Genomic DNA, 21,758 nt, shown 5'->3' with positions numbered 1-21,758 from the left:
TACTTTCTCAAATATAATCTATTCACTTTAAAATTCCTATACGTATAAATACGTATTTTTACCTGTTTTTTGTACGTATTTTCACGTATTTTTTAACTAAATCTATTTTTTTTGCGTAATCTCTTTAACTCTAAACGGCTAATCTAATTATAAAAAAATGTATTACAATTTTGTAATACATTTTTAAATTTTTAAGTTATTTTGTAATACGTTTTAGAAAATTATCGAGTTTGAGTAATATTTTGCATTGAAATATTAAATATATATCTAAAAACAGAATGAAATAATGATGCATAATGGTCTAAATTAATACTTTCTAAGGCAATACAATTTGTATTACAATATTGTAATACGTTTTTTAAATTTTCAAAATCTGTATAAAGATAATCTGGTAGTTCTTCAAAATATAAAATTTCATTTACGCTATATTGAAGAACCTTTATATTGTAGCTGTTAATTAGACTTACATTTTTTATGCCAATAAAATACATGCAACTAATCGCTATTTTAAAATGAGGATTATTCATTAATGAAGTAGTTGAATCTCTTTCTTCATCGCTTTTCTCTTTTACTGATTTAGAAAGTTGCATTCTTATAACTTTTGATAAGTTGCAATTTTCCTCTAAGGCAATTAATTCTAGTTTTTCTCTAAGATCCTTTTCTAGTCGAAGGGTAATGGTTTCATTTTTCATGATGAATGGTGTTTTTGAATTTTACTTTTTTTGAAAATGGTTTCTATTAGGTATTTAATAGCATCGTCTTTATTAAAATCAATAGTATTTCTTTTTTTACTAAGTTTTTTAGAAATACTAGCTTGATGTTTCGTTATTAGCATTAAGAATTTTTCTCTTTCTTCATTAGAAAGAGCTAAAAAAACTTCATATGCTGTATTGGATGTCAACTATTTATTTCCTTAAATTTTTCGAAAGTTATTTCAATAAAAAATAACGTTGTCAGGATTTGCAAGGATTTGCGAGGATTTGCGAGGATTTTCCAACATTTTACAGGATTTTCCAACATTTTACAGGATTTTAAATTTCTAGTATTACTTGACGTTTAAATGTTAAAATCATGTCCTTTTTACGGTTTTTAGTAAATTCATTATATTGAAAATGAGTATATTAGTAATAAAAATGCTTTAAAAATCGATTTTAATTGAGAATAAAACATCTATTACAACTAAAAACTTACAGCTAGTATTACAATCTGAAGTTAGACAAAATGGAAGTATCGATTGTAAGCTAAATGATTGAACTAAAGTATCTATAAGTATATTATCTATCAATTTGATATTTGATAGTTTTATAGAGGTATTTTAATTTATTTGTATATAGCGTTCTGAGTGAAAATAAATATGTGAAAGGATTAAAAATAATACGAAATACAAATATTGCATTTTGAAAAAAATGTAAACTATTGATAAAAAAATCTTTAGTCCTGCTTCGTTGGGACTTTTTTATTCTAACAAATTCGAATAATCAGTAGGTAATTCTGCATCAATATCTCTTAAATATTTTTCTAATGCAGTCATCGTACTGTGACCAGTAATTAACATTAAATTACTTTTGGCAACATGTTGAGGATTGTTTTCGCGTAATTTTCTATAAAGTCGTGTAATGAAAGTATGTCTGAAACTATATAAACCATAGTCTTGATTTAAATTGAATTCTTTTTTAACCTCTTTACTGAATAGTTTGCTAAAATAATCTCTTCTATTATTTTCTTCAGCTTCCCATTCTTGTCCAAAACCATAAGGGGTGAATAAATAGTTTTCTAATTCCAATAGTTTTAAATCGGGTAAATCTTTTATTAAAATGTCAGGAATGATTTTAATTTTTACAGGTTGATTTTTTGCTCGAACATAAATTTTACGTTCGTTTACATCAATATCTTTTACTTTTAATCTGCAAACTTCTACTGGACGTAAAAAGTTATAAGAAATAAATTTAATGAATAGGAGTAGAGTAGGGTTTCTATTCTCTAAAAATGTATATATTTCTTCTTGGGTTTTGTCACTGAAAGTTTTGTTTCTTTCGGGTACTGCTTTTAAAACATTAATCTTTGTTATAAAATTAGTAGCAATATACTCATTGTTTTCTAGTTCATTAAAAAATGAATTTAAATCGGTTCTATAGTTGTTTCGGTTTCTTGGACTTGTATTTTGAAGAATGGTATTTAAAAACTGTATTACATCTTTTTTTGTAATACTTTTGATGTCGTCAGAAGTATTTGGTAAACTATTTAGAAATTTATGAATTCGTAATTGATAACTATTAAAAGAAGTAGTGTTCATTACATTCTTTTTTAATTTCAAAACCGTTTCAAAAGCTTCTTGTATAGTTACAATTTTTTCTTTAGAATCAATTATGAAGTTCTCTTGTACTTCGATTTTTTTTGGTTTTATCTCTTTTTCAACATTTAAAGAATCTTTTTCAGCTGATTTTTCATTATCATTTTGATATAAGTAGGTAAAATCATTATCAGTATAAGGATTTGCTCCATTTTTTAATAATAATTCTAAAGCATCACGCATAACAGTTAAATACATAATACGTTCTCTTTTTGTTTTATAAGAGTTAGCGTAACCTTTTATGGGTGTTTGTCGAACTAATTTATCTGTTTCAGGAGATCGAAAGCTATAATACACATACCAGTCTTTTTTCAATGCATTCTGTTGTTCTTGTTTGGAAAGTAGTTTCCAATCGGTAATAGAAACACCACCTGTGTATATTTTTGGGATAGAAAAATTAGGTTTTGACATTATTTTTTCTTTAGAACTATTGCTAAAATTCATTGCAATATAATTTAATTTTTTGTCAAAACCGTATACTGAATCGTATACTAAATCGTATACCTTGTGTAATGCTGGTAAAAAATTGGACATAAAAAAAACGATTTAGAAACCTAAACCGTTTATTTTCAATAGATAAAATCTAGTAGCGAAGACGGGAGTTGAACCCGTGACCTCAGGGTTATGAATCCTGCGCTCTAACCAACTGAGCTACCTCGCCATTATTGTTGGTTGTGCATCTCTCAATGCGGGTGCAAATATATAATTAATTCTCTTTAGTGCAAATATTTTTTTGTAAAAAATTTTATAAAAAAAAATCTGAATTTTTCTTTTTGGTTTTTTAGATTATTCTCTATATATTTCCAAAATAAATTTTTAAAAATGGAAGTTAAATTAAAATACGAACTAGAATTCCCCATTCATGCCTCGCCTTCATTATTATATCAATATATATCCACTCCTTCTGGTTTATCTGAATGGTTTGCAGATAACGTTAATTCGAGAGGAGAACTTTTTACCTTTATTTGGGACGATTCCGAAGAGAAAGCAAAGCTTATTGCTAAAAGAACTGGAGAACGTGTAAAGTTTCGTTGGTTAGACCAAGACGGTGATGATACGGATTACTTTTTCGAAATTAAAATCATGGAAGATGAAATTACCAAAGATGTGTCTTTAGTAGTAGTGGATTTCTCTGAAGAAGATGAAATGGAAGAGTCAAAATTACTATGGGAAAATCAGGTTTCTGATTTGAAACATGTGCTAGGTTCTGTGTAAAACTCAATTTTATAAAGTATATTTGTCCCGATTTTAATCGGGACTTTTTTATTATGGTAAATTTTAATGGAACTATTTTAGAAGATAGTAAGGTATATATTGAAAACAATAGAGGTTTTTTATTTGGAGATAGTGTGTTTGAAACGGTTAAAGTTTTAGACAAGAAAGTCTTATTTTTAGAAGACCATTATTTTCGATTGATGGCTACCATGCGTATTTTTAGAATGGAAATTCCAATGTCTTTTACCATGGAATTCATGGAAGAGCAAATTTTACTTTTAGTGGAATCTCAAATACAATCAGCAATGTCTTTTCGCGTTCGCTTTACCGTTTTTAGAGAAGGTGCTGGTTTTTATCTTCCTAAAACCAATGATGTATCGTATGTGATTACTATTTTGCCTTTAGAAAGCGAAATTTATTATCTTAAAAAAGGAGCTTATGAGGTGGAACTGTACAAAGATGCCTATGTGACAAAGCAGTTGTTTTCTTCTTTGAAATCCAATAATAAAATGATTCAGATTACGGGTAGTATTTTTGCTGCTGAAAATGGGTATGACAATTGTTTATTACTTAATGATGAGAAAAATGTCATTGAGGCTTTACAAGGCAATCTATTTATGCGTATGGGTACTACATTAATTACACCACCAGTAACTGACGGATGCTTAAATGGTATTATGCGTAAGCAAATTTTAGCCATTGCAAAACGAATTGAAGGGTATGAGGTTGTTGAAAAATCAATATCTCCGTTTGATTTACAAAAAGCAGACGAATTGTTTATTACAAATGTAATCGTAGGAATACAGCCTATTACTAAATATAGAAAGAAAGAATATCAGATACTTTTAGCAGAAGAAATACTGCTAAAATTAAATGCCTTAGTTCGTCTTAATTAAGAATAGGGTCTGAAGGAGCGTTAGAAAACAATACATATTCACCTCCTTGTTCTTGAATTTTTTCTTTCCAAAAGGATTGAGAAGATTTTGAAAGCAACTCACTTTTTTGATTGTTTTCAGTGATGATCCAAGAATTCTCTTTCAATTCATTTTCTAATTGATTTACTGCCCAACCGCTGTATCCTAAAAAGAAACGAATGTTGTGTTTTGAAATTTCACCTTGATTGATAAGTGTTTTGGTAGTTTCAAAATCACCACCCCAATAGATACCATTGGCAATTTCAATGCTGCCAGGAATAATATGTGGAATGTTGTGAATGAAATATAAATTATCTTGTTCAACAGGGCCACCGTTGTAAACTTTAAATGAGGCATTTATTTCTGGAACCAAATCGTTGATACTATATCCTAAAGGTTTGTTAAGAATAAAGCCAACAGATCCTTCAGTATTATGTTCTGCCAATAAAACTACAGATCGGTTAAAAGAAAAATCGCCTAGCGTGGAAGGTTCTGCTATCAGCAAATGTCCTTTTTTGGGTAAAACTGATATCATAAGCAAATTATTTTTACCTAAAATTATCAAAAAATCTTTACAAAATCAAATATTTAGAACATAAGTTTAAAAAAAAATCCCGTGAAAACGGGATTTTTAAGTTGTATGTAAAAAAATATTATTTGTTTACTGCTCCGTCTAATTCAGCACCAGCTTTGAATTTAACTACATTTTTAGCAGCAATTTTAATAGTCTTACCAGTTTGTGGGTTTCTACCATCTCTAGCAGCTCTTTTAGATACAGACCAAGAACCAAATCCTACTAATGAAACTCTTCCACCTTTTTTCAAAGTTCCTTCCACGTTGCTTAAAAATGATTCTAAAGCTAATTTAGCAGCTGCTTTTGTAATTCCAGCAGAAGCTGCCATTGCATCGATTAATTCTGATTTGTTCATAATAAAATGTTTATTAATTTGGTTAAACTTAATTATTTCTACACAAATTTAGTCGTATAACTGAATTGTGCAAGTGTTTGCTATGATTTTACCTTAAAATGTTAATAAAACATGTTTTTTGTTAATAACCTCTTACTTTTTTTATAAACAAATGTTTTTTCTTAGTGTTTACAAGGCTTAAAAAGCCATTGCATTTTCCGAAAATTGAATTCCATTTAAGAGTTCACCAGTTTCCATTTTTCTTTTTCCAGGGAATTGTAAACTTTTTATGTAAAGATATCCATCAGTAACCGCAATTTTAAGTTCTTTTTTGGTAGCTAAAATTTGACCAGACGTATGTTTGTGATTTTCTTTTTCAAAAACAACGTCATACAATTTTACATTCCATTCATTTTCAACATCTTTAAAAAAGGTCCATGCAGCTGGATAAGGATTTAAACCTCTAATTAAATTATAAATTTGAATTCCCGATTTACTCCAATCAATTTTACAATTCTCTTTATTGAGTTTATAAGCGGTTTTGATTTCTGAAGTATCTTCTTGTATTGTCGTTTTCACATCTCCTTTTGAAATGATGTTTAGTGTTTCTAAAACGGCTTCACTACCTAAAAGCATTAATCTATCATGAAGCGTACCTACTGTTTCCTCTGAACCAATTGTTGTTTCTTTATGAAGTATCATAGCGCCCGTATCAATTTTGTCGTCTATAAAAAACGTGGTAACACCAGTTTTAGTTTCTCCGTTTATGATAGCCCAATTAATAGGAGCAGCACCTCTATATTGTGGTAATAAAGAAGCATGTAGATTAAAAGTGCCATATTTTGGCATCTTCCAAACTACTTCTGGAAGCATCCTAAATGCGACAACCACATTTAAATTGGCTTCTAAGCTTTTTAATTCAGATAAAAATTCTTCGGATTTTAAATTAGTAGGTTGTAATAAGCGTAAGTTTTTTTCTAAAGCATATTCTTTTACTGCACTAGTACTTATTTTTTGACCTCTACCAGCTGGTTTGTCTGGAGCGGTAATAACACCTACAATTTCATAATTGCTTTGATATATAGTGTCGAGAATACCTACGGCAAAGTCAGGTGTTCCCATAAATACAATTTTTAATTTTTCCATTCTAATATATAATATTGATTGTAGGTATTAATGGCTATCTTATTGTTTTCAAGTAGCGTTTGTATGGCAAAGATAATTTCTTCTGTTGTTTTATCAAGACGATTTTCTATTTCTCTAGAGCTGAGTGGTTCATTTTGTAATAAGGAAAGAATTTTTGAAATGCTTTCTTCTGAGATTTTGTTTTTTTGACTTACACAATAAGAACAAATACCACATTCTTTTGTTTTCTTTTCATCGAAATACTGTAATAGAATACGACTTTTGCATTGGTCTTTAGAAATGAAGTTAATCACACTTTTTAATTGGTTGACTTTAATTTCATTTTGTTTTTCTAAAGGTTTTGAGATTCGATTAATGGTTAACGCATCTTCTCTTACTTCATTAAAAGTTATTTTGCTGTCGTTGTTTTGAATATGCAATATAATCGTATTGCTTTTTTCTAAATCGGTTATCGTCTTTAAAACTTCTTTCTCGTTGCTACCAGATTTTTTGGCTACCAGACTTATATTGATTAAAGTTTCTATTTCAAAAATACCTGGATAGGTTCTCAAAATACTGGTAATAATTTCTTCCGATTTTGGATGTAAACTCATATAACGAATTACTTCTTTGCTAGGAACCGTAAATTGCAGACTCACTTTTTCAGAATATTCATTTTGTAAGGTTATTACGGCTTGCCGGTCTAAATATTGTAAGGCATTAAATGTTTTAAGCACAGGGAAGTTATATTGGGAACAAAATTGATTTAAATTGAAATTAAAAGTTTCATTATAACCTTCACCGTAAGCAATTTGAAAATAGTTATTCAGCTTACTGTATATTTCTTTCAAAAAGTCTTTGTCTGGAAGTGACGATAAAAACTGTTTTTTGGCAATTTCAATGTCACCCACGCTAACCAAGAGTATTCCAAATGCTTTTTCACCATTTCTTCCCGCTCTTCCAGCTTCTTGATAATAATTTTCTAAACTCTCTGGAAGTTGAATGTGAATAACAGTTTTAACATCAGGTTTGTCAATTCCCATTCCAAAAGCATTGGTAGCCACCATGACTTGTACTTTGTTTTCTAACCAAAGTTGCATGTTGCTTTCTTTTTCTTTTGCAGGCAAACCGCCATGAAAATAGGTGCTTTTTAATCCTAATGATTGCAATTGTCCTGCTATTTCTAAACAAGATTTACGATTGCGAACATAAATAATGCTCGATTGCGGATTTTTGCTTAAAATTTGCCTAACCTTATATAGTTTGTCTTCTGTTTCAATGACATGATAGGCTAAATTACTTCTTTCAAAAGATTTTTGAAACCGTACTGGGTTTTCTAATGCCAAATGTTCAATAATATCTTCTTGAACCCGTTGGGTTGCAGAAGCAGTTAAAGCTAAAAAAGGAACTTTTGGAAAATGATTTTTTAAATCTTTAATTTTAAGATAGGAAGGTCTAAAATCATGTCCCCATTGGCTCACACAATGCGCTTCGTCAATAGCAATTAGGTTAATTGGTAATCGTTTTAATCTTTCAACAATCCAATCTTGCTGCATTCTTTCTGGTGAAAGATATAAGAATTTGTAATTGCCAAATTCACAATTGTCCAATAAATCAATGGTTTCATTTTGAGGTATGCCACCTAATAAAGAAATGGCTTTTATGCCTTTGTTTTGTAAATTTTGAACTTGATCTTTAATGAGCGCAATTAAAGGTGAAATGACCAAACAAATTCCTTCCATTTGCATACCAGGAATTTGATAACAAATCGATTTTCCACCACTAGTTGGTAATAACGCAAAAGTATCTTTACCTTCTAAAACAGCATGAATAATTTCTTCCTGAAGCGGTCTGAAAGAATTGTGTTTCCAATATGTTTGAAGAATTTGTAAAGGCTTAGACATTTTTTACTGGTAATTACTTGGGCTAAATTTACTAATTATTTCTGAATGAAATCCATTAGAAAGGCCACTCGTTTTTCAACCGTGTCTTTAGGTACATGAATTAACTCGTAACCATATTGTTTGTAGGTTTCTTCTAAATGCAATTGAATTTGAACTGCTTCTTCAAAAGATTCATAACGCTCATTGTCACTAGTGTATATTTCTTCCCAAGGAGGTAATACAAAAACTTTAGAGTATGTGTGTGACAAACATGCTTGGTGAAAAGCATCAGGATATTGATCTCCAATAAAATTCATGTAAGCAATTACATCAGGTAAACCACGGTCAATAAAGACAATTTCAGAAGCTTCACTTTTAGCTTGATGGTATTGATTAATACGTCCTTGTAATAATAATTCACTAAATAAAAGTGGGTTTTCAAGAAATAATTGCTCAATTCCATCTTGTTGTGCTTTTTGAATTACTTCTCTTGATATTTCTGGATAACAAATGTATCCTTTCTGATTTAATGCATTAATTAAAGTGGTTTTTCCAGAACTTGGTCCACCTATTAAAACGATTATTTCTTTCTCCATTCCCTATAAACTAAAACGCAAAAGTAAGTTTTTTTTAAAAATCTAATCCATATTTCAAATTTATGTTCTTCAAAATATTTATTCTTAACTTAAAAAAGTATATTTGCTACTCTAAAAAAAATGAAGATGGATAAGAAAACGGAAGACTTTTACATTCGTTTGAAAGAAGAATTGGCAAATACTTCGATGTGGCCAACAGAATATTTATTTAAGTTTATTGTTCCTTCAAATGCTGAAAAAGTAGAAATAGTTGAAAATGCTTTTAATGAAATGGGAGCAGTTATTAATACAACACAATCAAAAACAGGAAAATACACTAGTGTTTCTATTAGTGTTCAAATGAAAAGTCCACAAAGCGTTATTGATAAATATCAAGAATTATCTGTTGTGGAAGGAATCATATCATTATAATTATGGAAGTAAAAACGGAAGCAGTATCACAATTGGAATATAATTCATTGCGTGAACCATTAATTATTCCTGAATATGGAAGACATTTACAGAAGTTAATCGATCAGGTTACTGAAATTAAAGATAAAGAAGAACGCAATAAAGCCGCTAAATACGTAATTTCGGTGATGGGTTCTTTAAATCCTCATTTAAGAGATGTGCCCGATTTTCAACATAAATTATGGGATCAGTTGTTTATTATGTCTGATTTTAAATTGGATGTTGATTCTCCTTATCCAATTCCTTCACGAGAGGTATTAAATCAAAGACCTGAAATATTAAATTATCCACAAAATTTTCCAAAATATCGTTTTTACGGAAACAATATCACGTATATGATTGATGTAGCGATGAAATGGGAAGAAGGAGACTTAAAAAGTGCTTTAATTCTGGTAATTGCCAACCATATGAAAAAATGCTATTTGAGTTGGAACAAAGAAACAGTAGAAGATGAGGTTATTTTTCAACATTTGTTAGAATTGTCAGATGGGAAAATCAATTTGTTTAAAACCAATGAAGAACTTTCTAATTCACATAATTTAATGAAAGTGAATAAAAAAGTTTCTAATAAATCTCAATTTAATTCTGGAAATAAGAATACGAACTCCAAAAATCACAAAAAGAAAACCAACAATAATAACACTAAAAACCACAAAAGGAATTAATTTTCATGGGAACATTTAAAATTGAAGGTGGAAAACCACTAAAAGGTGATATTACTCCACAAGGAGCCAAGAATGAGGCGTTACAGGTTTTATGTCCGGTTTTGTTAACCTCAGAAAAAGTTAGAGTAACCAATATTCCAGATATTATTGATGTCAATAAATTAATAACATTACTAGGAAATTTAGGTGTTAAGATTCAAAAAAATGGAGCAGGAGATTATACTTTTCAAGCCGATGAAGTAAATGTTGACTATTTAAAGACAGAAGCTTTTAAGAAAGAAGGAGGAAGTTTAAGAGGTTCTATTATGATTGTTGGACCTTTATTAGCGCGTTTTGGTTGTGGATATATTCCAAAACCAGGAGGTGATAAAATAGGTCGTAGACGTTTAGATACGCATTTTGAGGGCTTTATTAATTTGGGAGCCAAATTCAGATACGAAAGAGAAGATCATTTTTATGGGGTTGAAATCGATGGAAAATTACAAGGAACGTACATGTTGCTTGATGAAGCATCGGTTACTGGAACAGCTAATATTGTTATGGCGGCTGTTTTAGCAGAAGGAACAACTACAATTTATAATGCAGCTTGTGAACCTTATTTGCAACAATTGTGTAAAATGTTGAATTCTATGGGAGCCAAAATACAAGGTATTGGTTCCAATTTGTTAACCATTGAAGGTGTTGAAACTTTAGGGGGTTGCGAACATAGAATTTTGCCTGATATGATTGAAATTGGTTCATGGATTGGTCTTGCTGCAATGACTAGAAGTGAAATTACCATAAAAAATGTTAGCTGGGATAATTTAGGACAAATTCCAAACGTTTTCCGTAAACTCGGAATTACTTTAGAAAGAAAAGGAGATGATATTTATATTCCTGCTCATAAAGACGGTTATAAAATAAAAACGGATATTGATGGTTCTATTTTAACGGTTGCAGATGCACCATGGCCTGGTTTTACTCCTGATTTATTGAGTATCGTTTTGGTGGTAGCCACACAAGCAGAAGGGGATGTTTTAATTCACCAAAAAATGTTTGAAAGCCGATTGTTCTTTGTGGATAAATTAATTGATATGGGTGCCAAAATTATGCTATGTGATCCTCATAGAGCCGTAGTAATGGGACATAATTTTCAATCGCAATTAAAAGCGACTACAATGAGTTCACCAGATATTCGCGCGGGAATTTCATTATTAATTGCTGCCTTGACGGCTAAAGGATCGAGTACGATTCAAAATATCGAACAAATTGATAGAGGTTATGAAAGAATAGACGAACGCTTAAGAGCGCTTGGAGCGGATATCGTGAGAGTCTAATATCTTTTTCTAGATAAAATAAAAAATCCAAATTCTTTCTTGAATTTGGATTTTTTTATGGACATTTATATTTATTTTTTCAAATCAACATGAAGAAACTTTTAATTTACATTGCAAGCTTTTTTTTTTATCTCATGTAATATAAATGGGAGTTTGCAAGGTTTATACAGTTATTACAATAAAAGTATAAAAGAAAAGCCTGAGCTTTTTTTAAATCCTTCTGATTTTGATTGTAATAATTTAGTTAAAAATAAAATAGCTGTGATTAATGGCAAAAATATTAAAGAATGCTTTAGTAAAAATAAGAACACAATTGTCTATATCTGGGCACCAAAATGTAAAAGTCAGCACTGTTACCCACTAGAGTTGCTTCAACAGAAATGTAATTTGAATAATTTAGATTTATACATTGTAGCAGAATATTATGATGTTGAATTAATGGATAATGATTACAATCTTAACAATCCCATTTTTGGCATAGATACTGAATTTTATAAAACTAATTTGACGGATAAATACTTGAAAAAATTCATTGTTGACCTTACTGACCAATATTCCTTTTATGATAGATTTTATCTTTTTGAAAATGGGGAATACAAATCAATGTTCAAATCTATTGAAAATTTAAATTCATTATAGTTTTTTTAAAAACGCAAGCCAAATAGAATTCCGTCTCCTTGGAAACCATTTTGATACGCTCTTACATAATCAATGCGTAAAAATCGGAATTTACCAAAACCAATATTGTCAAAACCTACACTAAACTCCTGATACGGTTTTACGTTTGGAACATTAATTTGGTGAAAACCACCAACTAAATTCCATTGTAATTTGTTTAATAATGGAATTTTATTCATAATATATCCTTTAAAATTATGCTGTAGGTGCGTTTCTATATAAGCATCGTTTGTAGAATGTGTATAATAAGGTAGTAAATTAAAGGCATTCGTATAATTTCCTCTGAAATTTACATGGGTTTGATTTCCATTGAAATGTTTGTAGTCGATGAAAGAAATTCCATCCGCATTAAAGAATTTTCCACCTCTAATATTAAAATCAAATTCTCCTTTGTTTCCAAAAGTTTTACTGTAATCTACTCGAGCCGCTACAAAATCATAATTGTAATTGGATGCGCTACCTCCAAATGCTTTTTGGTATGAAAAACTAAGAATAGGATAGTTATCATTCTGGATGTTAATTTTTCCATCTGGCCTAGAAATGTACTTTTGTCCAAAACGGATACGAGTTGAAATTCCAGCTTTATACAAACTATGTTTTTCAAATCCAGATGTATAATCAAAAGGATTTAAAGGATCATTAGAAGTGTATACATCATCGTTTTTAATAAGTGTGTAATCAGTAGTGTTAAAAAGTGAATGCCTGTTTTCATAGGAAAGATTCGCATTGATAAAAATTCCGTTGACCAATTCTTGTCCGTAATTAATTTCAGCAAATTCTTTATTGTACAATTTCATAAAGTTGTTTTTAAAGAAAAGGGTGCTCACCGTATTTACAAAATTAGGAATTGGTTCGTTACTGTTAAATTGACTTACAGTGCTACCACCAGAAAGCGATAGGTTGGCATAATTTTTATTATTAAAGCGATGGTAATAACGCCCCACAACGCGTAATCGATCTTCTGCAAATCCATAATTGAATTTTGAATTTATCGAAGTAAATTTACCCGTTTCTTCGTTCCATTTTCTAAAGGAAAATCCACTGTCTAAATTCCATCCTTGTACAGTATTAAAACTTATAGAAGAGAAGTTTAGTAGTCCGTCATAGGAAAAATTCCAATTTTTAAACGAATTTTTATAAGTGTATCCAGTTATAATATCAAAAACTTTAAACGTATTTGATTTCGCATCGATAGAGTCTAAATACGTTTGAGATTTACGAATGGTTTGTATGCTGTCTTTTTTGGTATAATTACTTACTTCTTCATCTGTAAGCGGAACAGGTCGGTTTGTTTGCCAAAAAGCATCTTCTTTTTTATTTGCGTTTTCAGCAAATGTGACAATTTCTTTACCAAAGGTTTTTTTGTCGAAGTTCTCTTTAAAGTTATAATTACTAAAAACATGAGTAAATTTTCCAGTGAATTTCATTCCGAAAATACCAGCATCAAAATCTAACGATTGTACATTTTTGACCCAAAGTTTTTCTTCCGTATTATAGCTAAAATTTTGAAGGAGTTTCATGGTTTCTAAAATAGGTTGTTGCATGCGATATCCTTTAATATCTAAATCAATCCCATAAATAGCCCAAGTATCTTCAACAATATAAATATAACCTTCAAAAACAGGTTCTTTATCTCTTTTAGGTGTTACATTAATTTTATTGATTAATTGTTTTTTGTCATCATAAAAAGAACTTTCTAATTTGTATCGGTAATAATTAAAAGCATTGTCAGCAATAGGTGAAATCATGTTGATGCCAAAATCTACATAATTTTCGTAGAAATCATAATTGGTATTCAAAGCAGTGTTATAACTGAATCCGTTATCATTACCTGCTATTTTGGAAGCAATGATTTCTTCTTTCAAATTATTAGGTTTTTCAAATTTAATTTTGGAAACCGTTTCTGATAAATAAATAACACCACTTCTTGTGGAATCTAAACTTCCATCTAAATCGCCAATTTCAACCCCCATGAATTTTTCAGGAATATCTTTCACTCTAAAAATACCTCTAGAATAAAAATCGGCTTCAAATTTATCGGTTTTGTCGGCATTGATTTTTTTATTCGCAATGGCTTTTTTGATAATCTCATCTGCTGGATTGATACCATTTTGTACCACAACCTCATTCAATTGGAAATCTTCTTCTTGAAGCGTAACATCGTAAATAAAAGGGTTTTGCGTAATGTTTAAGACATGTTTTTGGGTTTTGTAACCAAGGTATTGAAAAAGCAATGTTACATTTTTTGCAGTGTTTACATTCAATTCATATTTACCATTTTCATTTGTAGTGGTGCCAATATAAGTGTTTTCAATATAGATATTTACATAAGGGAGTGCACTACCATTAGAATCAGTAACAGTTCCTTTAATTTGAGCAGCAATAAAACTAGTTATTAAAATAAAGGCTAGCGTAATTTTTTTTTTCATGTTAATTATTCGTTTATACAATTGAAGACGAGTTTGCTAAAAAAAAGGTTGTATGCTATTACAAAAAAGATTGAATGGCCAACTCATAACTTTGTAAGCCAAAACCAATTATAACACCTTTTGCATTTGGGGAAATATAAGATTGATGCCTAAACTCTTCTCTAGAAAAAGTATTGGAAATATGCACTTCAATAACTGGAGTGGTAATTCCTTTAACAGCATCACCTATGCCTATTGAAGTATGCGTGTAAGCACCCGCATTTAAAATAATTCCATCATATGAAAAACCATAAGCATGCAGTTGGTCTATGAGTTCGCCTTCAATATTACTTTGAAAATAAGTAAAAGAAATTTCAGGAAATTTACTTTTTAAATCGGAAAGATAAGCTTCAAAAGTTAAGTTTCCATAAATTTCAGGTTCTCTTTTTCCTAATAAATTGAGATTGGGACCATTAAGTATTGCTATTTTCATATTTGTTTTAGATTTAAAGTAAAAATAAAAAAACCATTCGTTTGATGCATGGTTTTATCAAAAGTTTATGATTTAATACGTACAATTTTAAACTTTTATTTGAATTTTATTTTCAGAGAATTCTAAAAGTTAAATAGAATAAATTAATATTTTTTTCTAATTAATTTACTTCCTAATAGATTGTTTTATAGTGGTTTTCTCTTTTAAATAAAACCAACTTAAAATTAAAATTTGAAGTCTTTTTAATCCTTAAAAGTTAGAATTTTGTAAGATTTATAATGAAATTAGTGTTAAAAAAAGTTTATTTTTAGTAAATATCAATTCTAAATAAAAATATAACTAATTGATTTACAATGTGTATTGTTTTTTTGGGTAAAAAAAAAGTTAAAAACGCACGTTTTTTTGTAAGAATCTAAAAAAAAATACTATAAATTTGTTATATAACTAAAATTTAAAAAAATGAAAAAATTATTATTTGCTGCTGTTGCAGTATTTGCATTTGGTGCTGCTAATGCACAAGATGGTCAGACTTCAAAAGGAAAGATATTAGTTGAAGCTAATACTGGAAATGCAATGTTAGGTACTACTGGTTTCTATTTTACTTCTTCTGATGGAAGTAGTTCTTACAACATTGGTTTAGATGGTGGTTACTTCATTATGGATGATTTAGCTCTTAAAGTAGGTTTAGGATATGGAGGAGAGAAATATGATGGGGGAGATGCAGTTAGTGCTTTTTCTTATCGTATTGGAGCTAAATATTATGTAAAAAGTATGATTCCTGTAACTCTAGATTTAACAGGTGCTTCTGGTGAGGCAGTTGAAAATTTCGCAGGAGAAACACCAATGTGGTTAGGAGTTGGTGCTGGATATGCATGGTTCTTAGGAGATAAAGTTTCTATTGAGCCAGGTGTAAGATATAATCACTCATTGAACGAAGATTACGCTGATAAAGGTGTATTCCAAGTAAATATTGGTTTTGCTTTATATTTCTAATATGCAAATTAATAGGATAAAAAAAAACCCGCATTCATGCGGGTTTTTTTATTTATTGTACTTGCATAGGTTCTATTCCGATTGAATACCATCCAGATTCATATTCTCTAGTGTTGTATTTATAAGAGCTTGAAGCTGAATCAAAATATTTATTAATTATAATATTATCAGCAAAATTTACAATTACATCGCCAAGTTGATCATTACCTTGTGTAAAACTTCTTTGTACTGTTTGAGTTGCATTTTGTTCTAAGCTTGCACCAAACTTTAATCCAATTTTTTTTAGTAAGCCGCTAGAAGGCTCAATTGAAAAATTAGTAGCGAATTTTACAGATCGAGTATCTGTAATTGTAGTTGTTTCTGTTAAATCAACTTCTTCAACAGATATTTTTATAGTTGACGCATATTGATTTAGATCCCAATTAAAAATAGGAATATTTAGATTTATTGATTTTAAGCTAACAGAGTTAACAACGTAAAAGAAAATGTTTTTTCTAACGCGATTAACTGTAAAAAGATCATTTGGGTCTACAGATATATATTTAGTTATTTGTTCACCAACACCGTTATTTGCATTTACCAGACAATTAATTTTAAATTCAAAAAAACCTTCTGTCCAATTATTAGCAGTATTAATCTGATTACCTATTAAGGCAGGTTTAATTGATGGATCACCAGATTGGTCAGAGAGTTTATTGTAAGCATTCATTCCATTGCCTATCATTCTAAAAGTTGTCACCGATTCTTGAAAGTTATATTTAAATTGTCCATTTGGACTTGTTGGTGTTATATCATAATAAATCATATCTCTATGCCAACCATCTGCATTTAAATAAGTATTATATGCATTTAATACTTCGGGATTTAGATTGTTTGCATTCAAACCAGTTCTATTTGTAGTATTTCTTTGTTTATCAAATGCATTATCTAAAAATTTAAATCTAATGTTTGATGTTTTAATGCTAAATTCTCTAGTTTCTAAATTAGAAAACTCTTTATCTAAGTTTGTTACTATTCTTTCATTATCTTTAATAATTAAAATTGGAAATGCTGGAATGTTACCACCTTTAATAATATTTTTTGTTCCATTTTTATATATAACTGGTACATCATTTGAATTATTTAACCTAACTCCAATTGCTGGAACTTCATTTATATCCCAATTTTCAGAAGAGAATGAATTTTCAGGAAGTGTAGGTATAAAAATTGTTAATTTAGGAAAAATAGATACTAATTGTAAATAATCATTATTATCTAAAAATTTTGATGTAATTAATTCTTCAACTGTGGTGTTATTTTCAATTTTTTTATCTTTAATTAAAAAATATAAAACATCATAATCATTATTGAACATTTTATTGGATTCATCTTTAATTAAAGAGCGAAGTTCATAACTTTCATTCAGTGCATTTATAAAAGCTTCTGAAAATTTTAATTTTAAATAAGTGTTATTGTCTTTTTCGAAAATTTCGAATGAATCACTATTATTAATAGTTTCATTAAGTTCATCATTTTTACTACAAGAAGTAATAAATAGACTCACAGTTAAAGCAATTAAAGAAATAATTTTTTTTTTCATGTTTTTTCTTGTTAAAATTAAGCCGCAAATATAATCTCTAAACCTAATGTTAAACATTTCCATTAGTTAAAAAAATGTTATTGTTTTTTTGTGTTTGATAATTAATGAGTTGCGATTTTTATGTTTTTTAATAGATTGGATTAAGTCTATAGATTCACTTTCTCAAATTTCAAAAATTAAATAAAAATGAAAAAATATCATTTTCATCAACAATAGTATTTGAATTCACTTCAGTTAAATCACAAGAAGTGAAATTTGGAGCTAAAGCGGCTTTGAACTTATCTAATCTTACAGGAGATGTAGAAGACAACTCTATGAAAGTAGGTTTTCAAATTGGTGGTTTAGTAGAAATTAAAATTTCTGATAGATTTGCTGTTCAACCTGAGTTAGTTTTCTCTACTCAAGGAGCTAAATTTAGTGATGATTTTGGAGATTATGATGCAAACTTAAATTATTTGAACATTCCTGTAATGGCTAAGTTTTATGTTGCAGAAGGATTTAGTTTAGAAGCAGGACCACAAATTGGTTTCTTAATGTCAGCTAAGTTGAAAGCTGATGGAGGAGATTTAGATATTAAAGATGAAACAAATTCTACAGATTTTGGTTTTAACTTTGGTGCTGGTTACGATGTAACTGAAAATATCAACTTAGGTGTAAGATATTCTTTAGGATTAAGCAATATCAATAAAGATGATGAATTAGGAGATACTAAGAACAGCAACATTGCTTTAGCTTTTGCTTACAAATTCTAATTTTACAATACAATATTTTAAAACCCGCAATCTTGCGGGTTTTTTTATTCTATATTTCTTTGTATTTGTCTAAAATTTTATTCTAATTTGCAGCAACGATAAAGAGAGATTAATTCGTTTTACAAACTAAAATTAAATGAATGAAAAGAACACTACTCATTGCTATCCTTTTTAGTATTGGATTTTCATATGCACAACAATTCAAATTTGGAACCAAAGTTGGGGGCAATTTAGCTACTATTCCTATTACCTTTTCAGGTACTGATCTTACATTGGTTACAGTTCCAGATAATAAAATGTTCATCGGTTTTCATGCGGGTGGTTTTATTGAAATGGGAATTTCAGAAAGAATAACTTTCCAATCTGAGTTATTGTTTTCATTTGAAGGTTCAAAATATGAATCCAATGCTTCTGGTTCAGATTTTGGATTTGATTATACTGAAAATTCAGAATCGACTATTAAAACGAGCTATATTCATTTTCCTTTTTTGCTTAAATATTATCCTACTTATACCTTATATTTTAGTGCTGGTCCTAAAGTAGGTGTTTTGGTTATGGCAAAACAAGATTCTAATTATACATATACTTCGAACGGGAACACTGAAAATGAATCCATAAAAGGAGAAGATGTTAAAAATCAATTGAACGCTTTAAATATTGCTGCATCTTTTGGTGCCGGTTATTTCTTTACCGATACTATTTTTGCAGAGATACGATATGATCTAGGCTTGTCTAATGTTTATAAAGACATGCAAGAAGAATATAATGGTATGCAGTATACTTTCGAGCCAAAATCTAAAATAAATAACTTGCAATTTTCTTTAGGATATAGATTCTAATTTTTGAAAACAATTTTTAAAAACAGCAAGATTGATTTTTTTATTTAAATAGGTGCGTTAGTAATAGTGAAGAGTTCAATTGTATTTAACTTTAAAAGGTAATAATGGATTATTTTAGTCATTTTTTTATCTCAATTTAATTGTGAAAATCAAATCTCGTAATATACGGGATTTTTTTGTATTTGATAATTAGAGACTTGCGATTTTTATGTTTTTTTTAATACTTTTTTTCTTGCTCGAATGCATTAATTCTATAAATTCGCTTTCTCAAATTTCTAAAATTAAATAAAAAATGAAAAAATTATTATTTGCTGCTGCTGCAGTATTTGCATTCGCTACAGCTAATGCTCAAGAAGAAGGAAGTACTTTTGGTTTTTCTCAAGGAAATATCCTTTTAGAAGGGAATTTAGGTTTTTCATCTTCAAATGACAAAAACACTGAGACTAAAACGAACAGTTTTGAATTCAATCCAAAAGCGGGTTATTTCTTAAATGATAAGTTTGCTTTAGGTCTTGAATTATCTGTTGGTTCTGATAAAGAAGAAGTAGCTGGAACAGAAACTGACAAAAACTCTAACTTTGGAGCTGGTGTTTTTGGTCGTTACTATTTCTTAGATTTAGGACAAAGATTCAAAACGTATGCTGAAGCTGGTGTTGGATTTAATTCAGGAAAACAAGGTTTAGCTGACGCTAAATATTCTGGAGTTGGTGCTGGTGCTGGTTTAGGAATTAACTATTTCCTTACTGAGAACTTTGCAATTAACTTTGCTTTAACTGATATTTTATCTTACTCTACAAACAAGTACGATGGTGGAGAAGCTGTATCTGAATTCAATGCTAATGTAAATGTTTTCAATAACTTCTTTACAACAGCTCAATTTGGTTTAACTTACAAATTCTAATTTGTAAATTATTAAATAATTAAATCCCGCTTTTAAGCGGGATTTTTTGTTTAAAATAGCGTTGTTTTTGTTTGAAATTTACTTGCGTATATTAAATTTATCAATAGTTTTGCAGCTATAAATTTTTATAACAATTTCAAATGAAAAAATTAATTTTTGCCTTTACAATTTTAACTATGACTTCTTTAAATGCGCAGCAAAGAAGTAAGAATGATGTTGAGTTAACACCTATTCTTGGAGTAGCATTTTCTAACTATTATGGAGAAGATAGATTGGACAATCAAAACCTTTCTAGTACTCAATTTGGTGCAGATTTAGACTTTTTCTTTAATGATAGATGGAGTTTAAGATCGGGTCTGCTTTTTCAAACTATGGGTTCAAAAGTAGCGAGAAATTATACAGAAAAATTGCATTATGTTACTGTTCCTGTAAATGCGAACTGGCATTTTGGTTCCACTAGAAAATGGAATTTGAATTTTGGACCTAATTTTAGTTTTTTAACTGCTGCAGATGGAAATGGAGTTGATATAAAAGACGAAGCAAATTCATTTCAATTAGGATTAGCTTATGGTATTGGATATAAAATTGAAGTGAATGAGAAATTTAGTATTTTAATTGACTATCAAGGAATAACTGGTTTAACAGATGTTCCAAAGGATAATTATTATACCATTAGAAATACTTATGGCTCATTTAATATTGGTGGCGTTTTTAAATTATAAAATCAAAAATCTCAAGTTTATCTTGAGATTTTTTTTGCAATTAATTTGATATTTTTGAAATATGAATAATTGGAAAACGTATATCAAAGATTATCAGCATTATTTAAAATTAGAACGCGGACTTTCTCAAAATACTATTGAGAACTATACTTTTGATATTGAAAAATTAGTTTTATTTCTTTCAGAAAATTCAATTTCGGAAAGCCCTTTAACAATATCAGAAGAAACGGTACAACAGTTTATTTATAAAATTGCTTCAGAAGTGAATGCTAGAAGTCAGTCTCGTATTATTTCTGGATTGAAAAGTTTTTTTTCCTATTTAGTTTTTGAAGACTACAGAACAGATACACCAATGGAATTAATTGAAGTGCCTAAAACAGGTAGAAAACTTCCAGATACACTTTCTGTTCAAGAAATTGATGCTTTAATTCAAGCCATTGATTTGTCTACTTTAGAAGGAGAACGCAATCGAGCTATTTTAGAAACCTTATATAGTTGCGGTCTGCGTGTTTCAGAATTGGTAAATTTAAAAATATCAGATTTATTTTTTGAAGAAGGATTTTTAAAAATCACTGGAAAAGGAAATAAGCAACGTTTTGTGCCTATTGGTAGTATAACGGAAAAATATATATCTATATATAAAAATCAAATTAGAAATCAAATTAAGGTCCAAAAAGGGCATGAAGATACCTTGTTTTTAAACCGTAGAGGGAAACAATTAACAAGAGCTATGATATTTACAATTATTAAAGATTTGGCTTCTAAAATAAATTTGAACAAGATTATTAGTCCGCATACGTTTAGACATTCTTTTGCTACTCATTTGCTAGAGAATGGAGCCGATTTACGTTCTATCCAATTAATGCTAGGACATGAATCCATAACAACCACGGAAGTGTATATGCATTTAGATAGAAAATTTTTGAAAGAAGTGTTGCAAAACTATCATCCAAGGAAATAAAAAAGCATTA

Annotated in this window: 23 protein-coding genes and 1 tRNA gene; 12 read left to right on the top strand and 12 right to left on the bottom strand. The window is 29.3% G+C overall.

Going from position 1 to position 21,758, the window contains the following annotated elements; translation table 11 throughout:
* Positions 1-221 precede the first annotated feature (221 nt).
* From FHG05_RS08310 to FHG05_RS08295, 4 genes are all read right to left on the bottom strand, one after another.
* Positions 222-692, bottom strand: coding sequence for a hypothetical protein (locus FHG05_RS08310; protein WP_140997557.1), 471 nt, complete (start codon positions 690-692; stop codon positions 222-224).
* A complete protein-coding gene (locus tag FHG05_RS08305) occupies positions 689-901 on the bottom strand; it encodes a hypothetical protein (protein ID WP_140997556.1) in 213 nt (70 codons plus the stop codon). The genes FHG05_RS08310 and FHG05_RS08305 overlap by 4 nt, the downstream gene beginning before the upstream one ends.
* A 555-nt stretch (positions 902-1,456) precedes the next feature.
* Positions 1,457-2,884 (bottom strand): tyrosine-type recombinase/integrase, encoded by a 1,428-nt coding sequence (locus FHG05_RS08300; protein ID WP_232338066.1) that lies wholly within the window; start codon positions 2,882-2,884, stop codon positions 1,457-1,459.
* Positions 2,885-2,937: 53 nt separating this feature from the next.
* Positions 2,938-3,011, bottom strand: a tRNA-Met gene (locus FHG05_RS08295).
* A 161-nt stretch (positions 3,012-3,172) separates the two neighbouring features.
* On the opposite strand from FHG05_RS08295, the gene FHG05_RS08290 reads away from it, so the two are divergent.
* Together FHG05_RS08290 and FHG05_RS08285 are read left to right on the top strand one after the other, a co-directional pair.
* A complete protein-coding gene (locus tag FHG05_RS08290; RefSeq protein WP_140997555.1) occupies positions 3,173-3,565 on the top strand; it encodes an START-like domain-containing protein in 393 nt (130 codons plus the stop codon).
* A 53-nt stretch (positions 3,566-3,618) separates the two neighbouring features.
* Entirely contained in the window at positions 3,619-4,461 is an 843-nt protein-coding gene (locus tag FHG05_RS08285) for an aminotransferase class IV (protein ID WP_140997554.1), read from the top strand.
* Here the strand turns inward: FHG05_RS08285 and FHG05_RS08280 are convergent.
* From FHG05_RS08280 to FHG05_RS08260, 5 genes are all read right to left on the bottom strand, one after another.
* Complete coding sequence (locus tag FHG05_RS08280) at positions 4,454-5,014, bottom strand: YqgE/AlgH family protein (protein ID WP_140997553.1); 561 nt, start codon at positions 5,012-5,014, stop codon at positions 4,454-4,456. The genes FHG05_RS08285 and FHG05_RS08280 overlap by 8 nt on opposite strands.
* A gap of 118 nt (positions 5,015-5,132) precedes the next feature.
* Entirely contained in the window at positions 5,133-5,408 is a 276-nt protein-coding gene (locus FHG05_RS08275) for an HU family DNA-binding protein (RefSeq protein ID WP_140997552.1), read from the bottom strand.
* Between the two features lie 177 nt (positions 5,409-5,585).
* On the bottom strand, positions 5,586-6,533 hold the full coding sequence (gene fmt, locus FHG05_RS08270) for a methionyl-tRNA formyltransferase (RefSeq protein ID WP_140997551.1): 948 nt from the start codon (positions 6,531-6,533) through the stop codon (positions 5,586-5,588).
* Positions 6,521-8,416 carry a RecQ family ATP-dependent DNA helicase gene (locus tag FHG05_RS08265; protein WP_140997550.1) on the bottom strand — a complete coding sequence of 632 codons (1,896 nt, stop codon included), beginning with the start codon at positions 8,414-8,416 and terminating at the stop codon, positions 6,521-6,523. Before FHG05_RS08265 ends, fmt begins: the two co-directional genes overlap by 13 nt.
* Before the next feature lie 35 nt (positions 8,417-8,451).
* Positions 8,452-8,991, bottom strand: coding sequence for an AAA family ATPase (locus FHG05_RS08260; RefSeq protein WP_140997549.1), 540 nt, complete (start codon positions 8,989-8,991; stop codon positions 8,452-8,454).
* Positions 8,992-9,117: 126 nt separating this feature from the next.
* Here FHG05_RS08260 and FHG05_RS08255 point away from each other — a divergent pair, with 126 nt between their 5' ends.
* The 4 genes from FHG05_RS08255 to FHG05_RS08240 all read left to right on the top strand — a co-directional run bounded on the left by FHG05_RS08255 (position 9,118) and on the right by FHG05_RS08240 (position 12,061).
* On the top strand, positions 9,118-9,402 hold the full coding sequence (locus FHG05_RS08255; RefSeq protein WP_140997548.1) for a DUF493 family protein: 285 nt from the start codon (positions 9,118-9,120) through the stop codon (positions 9,400-9,402).
* Between the two features lie 2 nt (positions 9,403-9,404).
* Positions 9,405-10,106: a DUF4290 domain-containing protein gene (locus FHG05_RS08250; protein ID WP_140997547.1), complete on the top strand. Its 702-nt coding sequence runs from the start codon at positions 9,405-9,407 to the stop codon at positions 10,104-10,106.
* Positions 10,107-10,111: 5 nt separating this feature from the next.
* Positions 10,112-11,422 (top strand): UDP-N-acetylglucosamine 1-carboxyvinyltransferase, encoded by a 1,311-nt coding sequence (gene murA, locus FHG05_RS08245; RefSeq protein ID WP_140997546.1) that lies wholly within the window; start codon positions 10,112-10,114, stop codon positions 11,420-11,422.
* A 387-nt stretch (positions 11,423-11,809) separates the two neighbouring features.
* Positions 11,810-12,061 carry a hypothetical protein gene (locus FHG05_RS08240; RefSeq protein ID WP_140997545.1) on the top strand — a complete coding sequence of 84 codons (252 nt, stop codon included), beginning with the start codon at positions 11,810-11,812 and terminating at the stop codon, positions 12,059-12,061.
* Positions 12,062-12,066: 5 nt separating this feature from the next.
* Here FHG05_RS08240 and FHG05_RS08235 read toward each other — a convergent pair whose 3' ends face one another.
* Both FHG05_RS08235 and aroQ read right to left on the bottom strand, forming a co-directional pair.
* Positions 12,067-14,529 (bottom strand): DUF5686 and carboxypeptidase regulatory-like domain-containing protein, encoded by a 2,463-nt coding sequence (locus FHG05_RS08235; protein ID WP_140997544.1) that lies wholly within the window; start codon positions 14,527-14,529, stop codon positions 12,067-12,069.
* Positions 14,530-14,587: 58 nt separating this feature from the next.
* On the bottom strand, positions 14,588-15,001 hold the full coding sequence (gene aroQ / locus FHG05_RS08230; RefSeq protein ID WP_140997543.1) for a type II 3-dehydroquinate dehydratase: 414 nt from the start codon (positions 14,999-15,001) through the stop codon (positions 14,588-14,590).
* Between the two features lie 459 nt (positions 15,002-15,460).
* Here aroQ and FHG05_RS08225 point away from each other — a divergent pair, with 459 nt between their 5' ends.
* A complete protein-coding gene (locus FHG05_RS08225; protein ID WP_140997542.1) occupies positions 15,461-15,994 on the top strand; it encodes an outer membrane beta-barrel protein in 534 nt (177 codons plus the stop codon).
* Positions 15,995-16,046: 52 nt separating this feature from the next.
* Here FHG05_RS08225 and FHG05_RS08220 read toward each other — a convergent pair whose 3' ends face one another.
* Positions 16,047-17,573, bottom strand: a complete 1,527-nt coding sequence (locus FHG05_RS08220) for a hypothetical protein (RefSeq protein WP_140997541.1) — start codon at positions 17,571-17,573, stop codon at positions 16,047-16,049.
* A gap of 248 nt (positions 17,574-17,821) precedes the next feature.
* On the opposite strand from FHG05_RS08220, the gene FHG05_RS08215 reads away from it, so the two are divergent.
* From FHG05_RS08215 to xerD, 5 genes are all read left to right on the top strand, one after another.
* Positions 17,822-18,325 carry a porin family protein gene (locus FHG05_RS08215; protein ID WP_235889679.1) on the top strand — a complete coding sequence of 168 codons (504 nt, stop codon included), beginning with the start codon at positions 17,822-17,824 and terminating at the stop codon, positions 18,323-18,325.
* A 140-nt stretch (positions 18,326-18,465) separates the two neighbouring features.
* Complete coding sequence (locus tag FHG05_RS08210) at positions 18,466-19,164, top strand: porin family protein (RefSeq protein ID WP_140997539.1); 699 nt, start codon at positions 18,466-18,468, stop codon at positions 19,162-19,164.
* A 292-nt stretch (positions 19,165-19,456) separates the two neighbouring features.
* Positions 19,457-20,065 (top strand): outer membrane beta-barrel protein, encoded by a 609-nt coding sequence (locus tag FHG05_RS08205; RefSeq protein WP_140997538.1) that lies wholly within the window; start codon positions 19,457-19,459, stop codon positions 20,063-20,065.
* A 140-nt stretch (positions 20,066-20,205) separates the two neighbouring features.
* Positions 20,206-20,787 (top strand): porin family protein, encoded by a 582-nt coding sequence (locus FHG05_RS08200; RefSeq protein ID WP_140997537.1) that lies wholly within the window; start codon positions 20,206-20,208, stop codon positions 20,785-20,787.
* A gap of 61 nt (positions 20,788-20,848) precedes the next feature.
* Positions 20,849-21,748, top strand: a complete 900-nt coding sequence (xerD, locus tag FHG05_RS08195; RefSeq protein ID WP_140997536.1) for a site-specific tyrosine recombinase XerD — start codon at positions 20,849-20,851, stop codon at positions 21,746-21,748.
* The last annotated feature ends 10 nt before the right edge of the window (positions 21,749-21,758 follow it).

It is taken from the genome of Flavobacterium profundi (genome assembly GCF_006491645.1).
Taxonomy (GTDB): domain Bacteria; phylum Bacteroidota; class Bacteroidia; order Flavobacteriales; family Flavobacteriaceae; genus Flavobacterium; species Flavobacterium profundi.
Note: the sequence above shows the minus strand (reverse complement) of the source record. Positions and strands in the feature narration are given on the sequence as shown.